Origin of the sequence: Candidatus Thiodiazotropha endolucinida (assembly GCF_001715975.1) — a bacterium.
GTDB classification, from domain to species: Bacteria; Pseudomonadota; Gammaproteobacteria; order Chromatiales; family Chromatiaceae; genus Thiodiazotropha; species Thiodiazotropha endolucinida.
The window spans coordinates 151,311-164,365 of sequence record NZ_MARB01000009.1 but is presented as its reverse complement, the minus strand read 5'-3'; the positions used below and the strand labels follow the sequence as shown (position 1 = coordinate 164,365).

Sequence of the window (13,055 nt, the reverse complement as noted above, 5' to 3'; positions counted from 1 at the left end):
ATCGTTTATTCATCGGTGACCTCAGTCAGATCCACGGTGTTGTCTTCCTGTAGCAGCCTATCCAGTTGGGGCACAAGATCAGGCAGCAGATGTTTGGCCGACTGATTGAGCGCCTTTCCCACCGCTTTCGATGAAATGGTGGCGCCGGAGATGGCATCGATCTCCCAGGGATTCTGTTTACTGCCATGCTTGACTGTGACGATCTCATTTGCCAGCGCCTGCCCATCGCCACTTAGCCTGGCATCCAAAGCCTCGAAGTTGGCGACAAAATTGGCATCGGTGATAATTTTATCGCCCAAGCCGGGTGTCTCGGCCAATTTCAGGACTTTCACACCGCGGATACATTCGCAGGCGGGGTCGTAGCCATACAGGATATGGATCAAATCCGCATAACCCTGTGCTGCGGCCTTTGCCGCGACGCCCTTCAGATCGCCTTCACTGTCATATCCGGCGTAGACCAGAATACCATCGCTGGGCTTGTCTGCGGTTACCGGGTTCAGCTCACCGTCACTGATGACAAAATCCCGCCGTGCAACAGCCCCCGGGAGGACCGTGAAAACAGCCGCCTCGATAGCCCGGCGCTGATTTTCTGCGATGATCGGTTTGGTCAGCTGATAGGTGAGAACGACCAGAAACCCGGACAGCATGGCAATACCCATCAGCGTCCGGATCATGGGACCGGCGGGAGTCGATGGCTGCATGACTTCTGCTTCAGGAGTACTCATTTGCTTGCCTTCTGCTCACCGAATACGCGGGGCTGGGTTATCTGATCGATCAGCGGTGTGGCCGCATTTCCCAGGAGAATGGCGTACATGACGCCTTCGGTCAGACCGCCGAAAAGGCGGATAATCACCGTGATTATGCCAATCATCAATCCATAGATAATGACGCCAAGCGGGGTGACTGGCGAACCGACCATATCGCTCGCCATAAACCAAGCGCCCAGCATCAAACCACCTGAACAGAGTACGAACAGGGGATCCGGATAGCGGCCGGGATCGATGAGGAAGAAGATGCCGGCAGTGAGCGCTGCACCGAGCATTACCAGCACCGGTATGCGCCAGTCGAGCATTTTTCTTGCAGCCAGGTAGATCCCGCAGACTAGGATCAAGAGCGCCGAAGTCTCGCCAGCCGATCCGGCGGTGGTTCCCAGCAGCATCTCCATGATATCGGTTTGTACGCCTTCGAATTTCTGCAACGCCAGCGGTGTGGCGCCGCTGAAGGCGTCAACCTTCACCTCAGCCACCCAATCGCCCAGAGCTGGGGGTTGCAGGAATGGTGGGGTAAGCGTAGTCGGAATGAATTGGGCGAAACGTCCTTCGAAGAAGGCAGGCGTCCAGGTGGTGATAGCCACCGGAAACGCTGCCTGGACAAAAGCGCGGCCGATCAGTGCCGGGTTCATGGCATTCATACCAAGGCCGCCGAACAGGGCTTTGCCCAGGGCGATGGCGATGAAACCCGCCACGACACCCATCCAAAGGGGAAAGCCGGGGGGAAGGGTCAACGCCAGCAACAGGCCGGTGATGGTTGCGGACCAGTCTCCCAGACTGTTGGGTTCGTCATTCAGGCGATTGAACAGACGTTCGCTCAACAGACATGTAACGGTCACCACCACCAGCAGGGCCAAGGCGCTGATGCCGAATTGCCAGATCATGAAGATGCAGATCGGCAGCAAGGCATAGACTACGTTGCGCATTATCCGCACCACATCATCTCCCGCATGGGCATGGGGCGAGGTACGCAGTTCGATGGTGGGCTTTTTACTCATGCGGCCTGCTCTCTGTTGATTGCTTTGGCGATACGGAAATATTGTACAAGCGGAATGTTTGAGGGACAGACATAGGAACAACAACCGCACTCGAAACAATCATTGAGATGGTAGTCCAGGGCCATCTCATCATATTTGCGTTTTGCCGCCAGCTGTCCGAGCATAGAGGGATTGAGATGCATAGGACAGGCACTGACACAGCGTGCACAACGGATACAGGGCCAGATTCTTTGGCTCTCATCTTCAATCGAAGGCTCGTTCAATACCAACAGACCGGAGGTGCCTTTGGTGATGGGGGTGTCCATGGCGGATACTGCGGGACCCATCATCGGACCACCGAGAATGAACTCGGTGCGTGAACCCTCATATCCTGCCTGTTCCAGAATATGGCGTATCGGTGTCCCCAGAGGCACCATGTAGTTACCCGGTTTGAGGACGCCGGGCCCGGCGACGGTGATCACCCGTTCGATAAGTCCCTGCCCCTGTGGCAGTAACATGCCAAGAAACGCCAGGGTGCCTACATTGTTGACAACGACACCGACATCGGCCGGTAATCCACCGGTAGGCACTTCCCGGTCAAGCAGCGACTTGATCAGCATCTTCTCAGAACCCTGCGGGTACTTGGTTTCAACCACCTCGACCCGGATAGAACTGCCATTGGAGAGGCTGGCGCGCAATACCTCGGCAGCATCCATTTTGTTGTCTTCAATGCCGATGATGGCCTGGCGGGTGCCGGATGCCCGCATCGCATAGCGTATACCCCGAATCAGCTCTTTTGGGTATTCCAGCATGATACGATGATCACAGGTTAGATAGGGCTCGCATTCACAGCCGTTGATGATAAGGGTATCGACCTGCTTATCCTTTGGGATCGTCAGTTTCATATGCGAAGGAAAGGCTGCCCCGCCGAGCCCTACCATGCCGCTATCCTGGATCGCCTGAATGATCTCCTGCTGATTGAGGTCACTCATATCACGGGGGTGTCCCCACAATACCTCCTGGGTTGAGCCCTGGTAGACATCCAAGACTATCCCGTTGGACTTCGGACCTTTGGGCGTCGGCAGCAGCGCGATATCCCGTACCCGTCCAGTGGCCGGTGCGTGCAGGGGTACGGAGAAGTTTCCATCGGCTTTGGCAATTGGCTCGCCACGTACCACTTCCTGTCCCTTTTTGACCAGCGGGATCGCTGGCTTTCCGATATGCTGGTCCAGCGGCAGTACCAGTTGCGCGGGGAAAGCAAGACGCCGGATCGGCTTGTCCGCCGTATCCTTGTTATAGGGTGGATGGATGCCGTGGGTAAAGCTTTTCAGCCCAAACAGCAGGTTGAGAAGTCCCATATCATTCAGACTCGGTCAGCAGGCGGATCTAATGATCCGCCTATTTTTAAAGAAGCGTTTTCTGTTTGCCATTTTTGCTTATGTCAACGTGCTTATTGGTATTTTGCAGCCCGTTTGACCAGCTTGTCCAAGTCTTTTTCCGATGGATTCCAGGGTGTGCCGGGATGGATGCATCCGGCAGTACACTTTTCAGCCGCCTTGACTATGTCCTTGAAGTGCCCCGCCTTTGGATCGACTATGACCGCCTTTTTGTCGTCGTTATAGGCGAAAATACCAGGGCTGATCTCGACACACTCGTCACAGGCCGTGCATTCCGGCGTTTCGATCCATACCGGTTCGTAATCACCCAGGATTTCACCTGCGCCGGAAGCCGCGGCTGCTGCGCCGTTCCCTGGTGTGCCGTTGGCTGATATGGTGCCTGCCAATGCCTCGGCATTGCCGGTGGCCGCCATTGAGAGCAGGGTGGAACTGAGGCGGTTAGCCATATCGATTTTGGCCTGATCCACCAGGGCATTCACATCGACTTTATCGAGTTCACCGGCGATACCCTTAAGCTGACGCCAAAACTGGCGGCGCTCATCGCAGGAGCGGGCGATCTCTTCCGCACAGATGATTCTCATCAGGCGATTCTTAGCGTCGACTCCCCAGATATAGGGGAACTTGCCGTCGCGGTCATCCTCGTCAAGATCGATGAATTCATGCATCGGCACCATATTGTCATTCCAGGTTTCCGGAGGCGCCATGCGGAACTGCTTGCGGAAGCGTCCCTCGGTAACGGCAAAGTCGGCAAAGGTCATCGGGACCTCCAGCTTGCATGCCTCGCCCTTCTCATCCTGGTATTCGATGCTGTACATCGGCCAGTCGTTATCCATTGCCGGATTGCCTTCCAGATCGATGCAGTCTTCTATGGTCATTCCCGCATCCGGATCATATTTAATCAACGGATAGGCACGTCCCTCGACAGCCATTTTCGATTGCTGGGCAGCGACATCGTCACCGATTCCATGCTCGGGCGGACATACGGCGTAGATATTGAACAGTGCCGGTCGGCGGCTGTTGAGACCGTCGATATAACCTTCGATCAAGTGTGTCGTATTGTTGATCGTGCCCTGTAACACATAAGTGGTACGGTGGGCTATACCGATCAATGATACCTCTTTGCGGATCTCCTCCTTACCTTTCCATGCCTTGCCGTATGGACTCATGTCGGCAACCTGGCCGATGTAGCCGGAGGTACAGGCCTGGCCGCCGGTATTGGAGTAGACCTGGGTATCCAGTACCAGAACCTTTATCGGCATGCCTGAGGCCAGGGCCCTCGAGAGATTCTGGAAACCGATGTCGTACATCGCACCATCACCGCCCACTGAGACGACCGGTGGGCAGAGCAGCCACTCCTCATCGCTGAAATCGTTCCAGTTGAACTGTTTGAAATACTCACCGTGTTCGGACGGGTTGAATTTACCTGCCAATTCCAGTTCAGCTTTACGGATTGCCGCGAATCCGTTCGCCATCTTGCGCATATGTCCCTCGAACAAACCCATCGCAACCGACGGACTATCCTGGAAAAGGTGGCTGGCCCAGGGGAATGGGTAAGGATTATAGGGGTAGGTCGATCCCCATACGGAGGTACATCCAGTCGCATTGACTATGCCCATTTCGGCGCGGCCGTTGTTGGTGACACCTTCAATGTATTGCCACTTCAACTCGCGCAACTGATCCAACAACTGTGTCGCCCACTGCAGCCATTCACGGTCGATCACAGTCTTCTCATGGCCACTGTCGAGATTGTCGCTCAGGTTGGAAAGGGTGAGGTCACCCTCCTGGTTGCTGGAGACGGCTTCGGCAATGGCACTCGAATCGCTTAGATCGACACCCGCTGCGAGTTTGAGGCGCACATGCTGTTCCAATTCCCCGATCAATCTGTCGATCTTCTCCAGGTGCTGTTTTACCCGGGGCTGCATCAAGGCGGTCACGGTACTGGTGAATAGATGGATGATGGTCTTTTCGCCACAACCGAGGCAGGCGCCGTCACCGCAGGACATGGAGTTGTAGTTGGTCTTGTCCATCAGCAGGGTGTGCAGGGCGCCAATCTTTTCGTCCAGATCGTCGATACGGTTGAACGACGGATGGCTGGTCGGCAGGTCGAGCCAGATATTCCAGTCGTCGCGCATGCGCTGGATGGCCGCTTCATCCTGATGGGTGGCGACCAGGGCATCATCCTCACAGATTTCGACACACTCCATACACCCTTTGCAGGTGTAGGGATTGACCGTAATGGAGAAGAGTCCACCGCTGTTTTTGTTCTTCTTCTCCATGGTGTTCCAATAAGGTTTGGTAACGGAGAAGTCGAACTCGCCCAGTGCCTGCAGGAACAGTGCGAACTCCTCTTCCAGGTTGGGCCGGGACTCTTCTTCGATCTCGGCCGCCGCGATGGACTCAAGAACAGCCTGATCAAGGCACTGTCTGACATTCACGGCATCACCGCCTTCGTTCAGGAGTTCACGAAGACGTTTCTCCACGTTGCGGCTTTCACGTCTGAGGTATTGGGTCGGGCGGCCTGTCGTTTCGATGCGGTTGATGGCGGTATTGAAGATATCGCTCAGGGTGTTGACCAGGCCCGGAATTGCGCTGTCCGGACAGACCACATAGCAATCGCCGCAGGCGGTGCAGTTTTCTGCAACCCATTTGGGATAGTCGAAACGGATCTGGGTCATGTCACGAAAGACACCGGTGGCGGCGGGGATCAGTGACAGTGCCTGATAGGGATCCGCCAGGTTCTCGTTGCCTTTACCGGTTGCATAGAAGCTGCCGGTCTGTTCCCAGAAACGATGTACATCGGAGATGCCGCCGTCCGCCTGGGGAAGCTGCTTGAGCATGACCGGTAAACCGAGCTCTTTCTTGACCGGCATCTGTGCGGTGGAACCGACGACCTTGTTGGTGATTTCGTGAATCTCATCGAAACCGCGCCGTACCACACGCAGGTTGTCTTCCACCACCCGACGGCCTTTGCTGCCGAATTTATGTTGCAGCTGGTCTTCGATGGCTGCGAACAGCTTCTTTTCATCCAGACCGGCCATCTCCATCAATGGCGAGCCTGCAAAGAAGGCGCCCTGGAAGGCATTACCCTGCATACGCAGCTGCAGATCGGCATCGGTTGCCTCTTCACGGGCGATTTTGAAACCATCCACATAGAAAACATGGATCTCGTTGTCGACGACCTCCTGCTGCATCCAGCGGGGGAAAGAGTGCCAGACTTCGTCGGCGCTTCCCAGATTGGACTGGATGATCAAGGTGCCGCCCTTTTTCAACCCGGCGAGGGGGTTGGAGTGGCCGAAGACATTCGGATCGGGACTCAACACCACATCCACATAGTGGTATTCGCAGTTAAGGGGAATCGGGGTCGGTGCCGCAGACAGGTAGTAGGTAGTCGGTTGCCCTTTTTTCTCGGAGCCATATTTCGGATTGGCCTTGATCTCGTAACCCAGTAGATCATACAGGGTCATGACCAGGTTCTTACCGGTGGTGATTGCGCCCCAGCCACCGACTGAGTGCATGCGCACAGTAATCGATCCCTCTGGCATCAGATTGGGATTCTCGGAACCGCGAAGGGCCATTTTACCGATGTCCGGATAGGCCTCGAGCAAACGCTCGATATGGATCTCCTGTTTGGGATTGTCCGCCTCGCGGACGAAATCGATGCCCAGATAGAAGAACTTGCGATGCCCGCCATCCGGCAGCATGTTTTCAACCGCGCCGATCAGGGCCTCGGGCTGCAGGTCTCTCGATCCGAGACCATAGGCGCCGGAGTAGAGGTGTGGCGCATCGCTGAAACTGGAATAGCTGTCGTAGCTGGGGTAGGGCAGTTGCTGCTTGCCCGCAGCGGCCTGCCCGTTTTCGATACATTTGGAAATCACCGAACGTACTTCACGCATCAACGGCAGGTCTTCCGCCAGCGGCTGGTCGGTGCGTTCGAGCACACAGACACCCTTTTTACCCTTCAGCAAAGCACCCAGCAGGTCACCGGGGAAGGGGCGGAACATGGTGATGTCGACGATACCCACCTTCAGCTTGCGGGTTTTCTGCAGATAGTCGGCAACCCCATGGGCCTGCACGATCATCGATCCCATGCCGACGATGACATAGTCGGCCTTGTCGGTATTGTAACAGCCGATGCGCTGGTAGCGACGACCGGTGAGCTGGTAATACTCCTCCATCACCTGGTCGGTTATCTGCGGAATATGTTGGAAAAAGTAGGGACGCTGAGCTGCAGTGGTCTGCATATAGGCATCCTGATTCTGCACCGAGCCGGAGAGCATCGGATTATCCACATCCCAGATCATGGGAACCCGGCGTCGGGTTTCACCGTAGAGCAGCTTTTGCGCCGGCGTAGGGCACTCTATTTCGTCATCCGGGCATCCCAGGAATTCGTTGATCAGCTCCCGCTCCGGCACCATCAGGGGTTCAATCAGGTGGGTGGTGAGAAAGCCATCCTGGGCCACCGCAGCCGGAGTCAGTGAGAGTTCGGCAATCTTGCGTCCGATCAGGTTGAGATCAGCCGCACCCTGGGCATTATTGGCGAATACCTGAAAAAAACCGGTGTCGTCGATACAGTGAAAATCGTCATGGCCACAGTGCACATTCAACGAGGCCTTGGTGATGGCGCGACAACCTATGTTCAGTACGTAGGGGAGACGTTTTCCCACCGCGGTATAGAGGGATTCATGCATGAATGCAATGCCCTGGGCAGACGAGAAGTTGGTTGCGCGCAGGCCGGTCATCGACATGCCCGCGGTTACCGCCGCCGCAGCGTGTTCAGATTCAGGTTCAATGAAGATCAATGAGCGGTCGGAGATATTGACATGACCTTTGGCCGTCTCTTCTGCCCAATACTCACCCATCTGGGTGGAGGGTGTGATCGGGTATGCACCCGCTGCGTCCGAAGCCTCCCGCTCACACATGATCACCGCGCCATTGCCGTCCATCGCCATGCGGATGCCGGGATACTTGAAGGTCTTCTCGTCTTTTTTACCAAACATTGAACACATCTCTTGTCTAGTTTAAGGATTATTAATCTCAGCTTTAAGCACTTGGTGTGAGTACTCTATGCCGAAATCGATACAACAGCCTTCTCTCAAAGGGGAAGGGCTTCACTTCTCACGATACGCTTGGCGTAGATACCTTTGACGGGTCCTTTGTCATCGTCGAGCCATACAATAGCCCCTGTTGGACACCTTTCCGTGGCCACCGGTGAGGCGAGACCATTGTTACCGTAATCGACCACTGCCAGGTTGTTTTGAATTGTAATCAGTCCTTCCGGGGAATCCTTCACACAACGCTCACAGGCCGTGCAGGCAACCTCACATTCGTTCTCGGCGGTATCGCCGTGCTCCAGATTTTTACAGGCCACCCAGAGTCTGCGATCCACAGGTTGAATGGAGAAAAGACCCTTAGGGCAGATCTCCACGCAATCCTCGCAGGCCGTGCACTTTTCCGCGTCTACCACCGGCAGACCGTGGCTATCCATGGTGATGGCGTCTAAGTCACATACATCGGCACAATCCGCCAGACCGATGCAGCCCCAGGTACAGCTCTTGGGCCCACCGGAAACGACCGATGCCGCGCGACAACTCTCGAGTCCATCGTAATGGGCGCGCATGCGCGCCACGTGCGACCCGCCCGCACAGGCGAGGCGTGCCACCCGCTTAACCACATCACCACTGTCAACGCCCAGGTAATCCGCTATCTCATCGATCACTTCGGCGCTGCTGACCGTGCACTGAGCGGGAGCGACATCACCCGAAATCAGTGCCTCCGCGAACGGACGACACCCGGCATTGCCGCAGGCGCCGCAATTCGTGGCGGGCAACATACTCTCTATTTCGTCGATCCGTGGGTCTTCAAAGACCCAGAGTTTTTTATTGGCAAAGGCAAGCATGGAGGAGAGCAACAGACCAAGCACCCCCATGAAGAGGATTGCGGTTGTAACGTTGAGCGCGATGTCAGTATCCATAGCCTTTACTCGAATGTCGTAGAAAGGTAAGCCAAAATAAACCTTAAATAGTGTAATGTTGGCTTTAGTATTGGTCCATGGAATGGCTTCAATAGAAAGTATTAGTTTTTTTAAACGTCATCCACCATTTAAAACATCAATATTCACTATTTAAATGCAAGTCATCGTCTGTTGTTGCTACTTAGTCAACTCTATATCTAAAGGCTTGAATTTCAACCATGTTGGCCTATCCGGGAATGTTCCCACCTTGTCTGGAAACAGGGCTCACTACGAGTAAAAAAACCGATTTCTCTATTTCAGGTATCTGATGTGTGCCAGTAGTTTATATAGCGGCTTAACTTGATAAAAGCTTATAGGTTAATTGATCCTGATTGATTAGGCAGGCAATTGGAGAAGGTCCTTGCAAGTCTAAGATCTGTATCAGAATGGCCACAGGCTCCATCCCCGCTCCAATCTCTCTCTGCATGAGGCGATTTGGGAGCGGTACCGTTTAGCGTTGCTTTCCACTTTGCGGGCCACCTTCAGCAACCAGGGTTTTTTGTTGTAACTGGCGCGCTTGTAGCCGCCATGACCCTCGTGGTAGGCGAGATATTGCCGGTAGGTGTCCCACTTCGAGATACCCAGTTTGCGATGTGAGACACTCCCATACCAGCCGATAAAGTCGACTGCATCCTCATAATCGTCCCGATCCGCCCAACTGTTTCCCGTTTCCCGCTGGTACCACTCCCAGGTCGTATCCTGAACTTGGGCATAGCCATAGGCAGACGATTTGCGAAACCACGGAATGAACCAGAACAGCTTCTCTCTAGGGGGTTTTGCATCGTGTTCGAAGCGGGACTCCTGGTGAATAATGGCCAATTGTACGTGGATCGGCACACCCCACTTCTCGAAGGCCTCCTCGGATGCCTCATACCAATCGTCTTTTTCCTCGAAGATATCGCAGGCATCGGCCATATTGCGTGGCGGTGAACTGGAGCAGCCATAAACTGCCATCAGGCAGGGTAGTATCGCGGTCCGCACCAGGGCGAGACCCGAAGACTTGGATTGGTGTGAGACCGGTTCGAAGCGGATTCCATTCAGGTTATGCATTTATGGGTCTGTTCCAACAATTTAATCTATGGGTTAATAAATCATCGGGCAGCGACGTCAAGCCCGAAATAAGTATAATAGCGCCGGTTTTGACACTAAGCCGGGGCGATTGATTCAACCCAAGGTTGGTCCCGCACTTGGCATCTCAATAACTCTAAAGGAATAAAACAGGAGCGATCAATGAAACTTATTCTGTTGGGTGCACCCGGTGCAGGTAAAGGGACTGTGGCCAAACAGCTGACTCAGCTGGATGGCTCGGTACAGATCTCCACCGGCGATATTCTGCGTGGAGCCGTTCAGGCAGGCAGTGAATTGGGTAAGCAGGCAGAGGCCTATATGAAGGCCGGCGATCTGGTGCCTGATGACCTGATCATGGGGATCATGGAGCAGCGTCTCCAGGAGCCGGATTGTGAAAAGGGTTTTCTCCTCGACGGGTTTCCCCGCACTATCCCCCAGGCTGAGGCACTCAAGGATTTGCTGAAGAGAATCGCTGTCGATCTCGATTTTGCGGTGGAGATCGATGTGCCCCGTGAGGTGATCCTCGATCGCCTAACCACCCGCCGTACCTGCGTCGACTGCGGAGCCATCTACAACGTCAAGAGTATGCCCACCAAGGTTGAGGGTGTATGTGACAAATGTGGCGGTAGTGTGGTGCAACGTGATGACGAGACGGAGGAGGCGATCTCCAATCGACTCGACGTTTACAACGAGAAGACCGCGCCGCTTGTCGATTTCTACAGAAACGAAAATATGTTGCTGACTGTCAGCGCCACCTCAAGTGAAGTGGTTGTCAATGCAATCCAGGAGAGACTAGGCGGCTGATCCCATCAATTGCCAGTTATCCGTGAAAGACAATTAACCCGCTCTTCTGAGCGGGTTTTATCAATCGGCCTTAGAACAGGCACTAGAGCCCTTTTTTGCGTCGTTCAGTGACCTGTTCACCGGCTATACCCCAATTATCCGTATCGACCTCCTCGATGATGACAAAGGTGGTGGCCGGGTTTTTTCCCAGAATGTCCGCCAATAGCCGGGTCGCGCCGGTGATAAGTTGTTGTTTCTGTTCCTTGCTAACCTCTTCCCTTGTGATCTTGATATTGACATATGGCACGTGGATTCCTCCTTCGAAGCACAGGTGATTGCCATAACGTCAATTATATAGTCGTCTTTCAATCGAAGACGGGTTCATCAGATTTCGTATAGTTCAGTCGAATCCAAGAAACAGAATCCATCCGGTTATTTTATTTAAAATTTGTTAGAATCCGGACGCTAGTTACGGGTAGGTTGGATAACTATTTATATTGTTAAGGATCTGGATTGGCAGATTTCAGCAAAATACCCGGTAGAAGGACAGATATAGCGCAGTCATGATCAAGCTTTTTGGCATCTACATTTCTAAGGCGGTTGTCCTGCTTGGTGTCATAGAGACCCTTATCTTTTTTTTATCGATGTTAGGTGCGATATATCTGCGCCACAAATACAGTCTCAGCCCAATTCCTGTCGACGATGAGATGCTGAAAAACCTGCCGGCCCTCTTCGCTGTGATCATGTTTTCGTCCCTCACGGCATTGGGTCTTTACCAAAAGGGTTCAATGGCCTCCTCATCGGGGTTTTTGCTCAGGCTGATACTTGGGTTTCTGGTCGGTGGTTTGGCAATGGCTTCATTGTTCTTTACCCTGCAGCTGTTCCCACTCTCCGAGCGCTCGCTACTCACCCACGGTCTAATCATATCGATACTGGGGATTCTCGTTGCCAGGACCCTGTTTGTCAGGGTCACCTCGGATAAGACGTTGAAGCGTCGTGTTTTGGTACTGGGTGTTGGGATCAATGCGGATAGGATCGAAGAGTCGGTCAAGGCTAAGGATACCGTAGGCATCGTCGTTGTCGGTTATGTCAATCTGGGTGACCGAATCGAATTGATCGATGAGGAACGGCAGGTAGTAAAGGATCAGACACTGCTCGAGATCTCAAATCGTCTGGCAGTTGATGAAATCGTGGTTGCTGTGGACGACAGACGTAAGAAACTGCCAAACCATGAGCTGCTGGAGTGCAAGATAAAGGGGATTCAGATCCTCGATCTGCTGACCTTTTTTGAGAAGGAACTTTCGATCATCAACATCGATCTGCTCTATCCCAGCTGGATGCTGTACACCGATGGATATCGTCAAAGAGCCTTAAACCGTACCATAAAGAAGTCTTTCGATATGATCGTGGGCATCGTGATTTTCATTGTGTCTGCTCCAGTAATGGTTCTGGTTACGCTTGCCAGCTTGATTGAGTCGGGTGGCAGGGATCCCATCCTATATAGCCAGGTACGTGTGGGAAAAAATGGTAAGCTGTTCAAGGTTTACAAATTCCGCAGTATGCGTACTGATGCGGAGGCTGATGGCGTCGCAAGGTGGGCAAGTAAAAACGACACCCGGATCACTAAACTGGGTGGTTTCCTCAGAAAGACCCGCCTTGACGAGTTGCCGCAGATTTTCAATATATTGAATGGGGATATGAGTTTGGTGGGTCCTCGCCCGGAACGGCCCGAGTTTGTACTGCAGCTTTCGAATGACATTCCCTACTATCTGCAGCGCCACTGGGTCAAGCCTGGATTGACGGGATGGGCTCAGTTGCTCTACCCCTATGGCGCTTCGGAAGAGGATGCGAAGCGCAAGCTGGAGTATGACCTCTACTACGTGAAGAATGCCAGTACGATGCTCGATTTCATCATTCTGTTACAGACCATCGAAGTGGTGCTGCTCGGCAAAGGTGCGCAATAACATGACAGCTCATTCAGATTGAGGCGCTATCGCCCGCACCCTTGTTGTGGGACAATCAATACAGCTATCCTCGATGTTTTTCTAAA

At 53.7% G+C, this 13,055-nt stretch carries 9 protein-coding genes; 2 read left to right on the top strand and 7 right to left on the bottom strand.

Annotated elements, in window-relative coordinates; translation table 11 throughout:
* Positions 1-5 precede the first annotated feature (5 nt).
* The 6 genes from CODIS_RS09605 to CODIS_RS09580 all read right to left on the bottom strand — a co-directional run bounded on the left by CODIS_RS09605 (position 6) and on the right by CODIS_RS09580 (position 10,204).
* Complete coding sequence (locus CODIS_RS09605; protein ID WP_069124514.1) at positions 6-725, bottom strand: RnfABCDGE type electron transport complex subunit G; 720 nt, start codon at positions 723-725, stop codon at positions 6-8.
* Entirely contained in the window at positions 722-1,768 is a 1,047-nt protein-coding gene (locus CODIS_RS09600) for an RnfABCDGE type electron transport complex subunit D (protein WP_069124510.1), read from the bottom strand. The genes CODIS_RS09605 and CODIS_RS09600 overlap by 4 nt, the downstream gene beginning before the upstream one ends.
* A complete protein-coding gene (rsxC, locus tag CODIS_RS09595) occupies positions 1,765-3,105 on the bottom strand; it encodes an electron transport complex subunit RsxC (protein ID WP_069124505.1) in 1,341 nt (446 codons plus the stop codon). Before rsxC ends, CODIS_RS09600 begins: the two co-directional genes overlap by 4 nt.
* A 92-nt stretch (positions 3,106-3,197) precedes the next feature.
* Positions 3,198-8,141, bottom strand: a complete 4,944-nt coding sequence (locus CODIS_RS09590) for a 2-oxoacid:acceptor oxidoreductase family protein (protein WP_069124501.1) — start codon at positions 8,139-8,141, stop codon at positions 3,198-3,200.
* A 95-nt stretch (positions 8,142-8,236) separates the two neighbouring features.
* Complete coding sequence (locus CODIS_RS09585) at positions 8,237-9,115, bottom strand: RnfABCDGE type electron transport complex subunit B (RefSeq protein ID WP_069124497.1); 879 nt, start codon at positions 9,113-9,115, stop codon at positions 8,237-8,239.
* Positions 9,116-9,535: 420 nt separating this feature from the next.
* Entirely contained in the window at positions 9,536-10,204 is a 669-nt protein-coding gene (locus CODIS_RS09580) for a transglycosylase SLT domain-containing protein (RefSeq protein WP_305782102.1), read from the bottom strand.
* A 180-nt stretch (positions 10,205-10,384) separates the two neighbouring features.
* Between CODIS_RS09580 and CODIS_RS09575 the strand changes: the two genes are divergently transcribed.
* Entirely contained in the window at positions 10,385-11,026 is a 642-nt protein-coding gene (locus tag CODIS_RS09575; RefSeq protein ID WP_069124493.1) for an adenylate kinase, read from the top strand.
* A gap of 82 nt (positions 11,027-11,108) precedes the next feature.
* Here the strand turns inward: CODIS_RS09575 and CODIS_RS09570 are convergent, their stop codons facing one another.
* Positions 11,109-11,312, bottom strand: a complete 204-nt coding sequence (locus CODIS_RS09570) for a 2-hydroxymuconate tautomerase family protein (RefSeq protein WP_069124489.1) — start codon at positions 11,310-11,312, stop codon at positions 11,109-11,111.
* A 256-nt stretch (positions 11,313-11,568) separates the two neighbouring features.
* Here CODIS_RS09570 and CODIS_RS09565 point away from each other — a divergent pair, with 256 nt between their 5' ends.
* A complete protein-coding gene (locus CODIS_RS09565; protein WP_069124486.1) occupies positions 11,569-12,969 on the top strand; it encodes a TIGR03013 family XrtA/PEP-CTERM system glycosyltransferase in 1,401 nt (466 codons plus the stop codon).
* Positions 12,970-13,055: the final 86 nt, after the last annotated feature.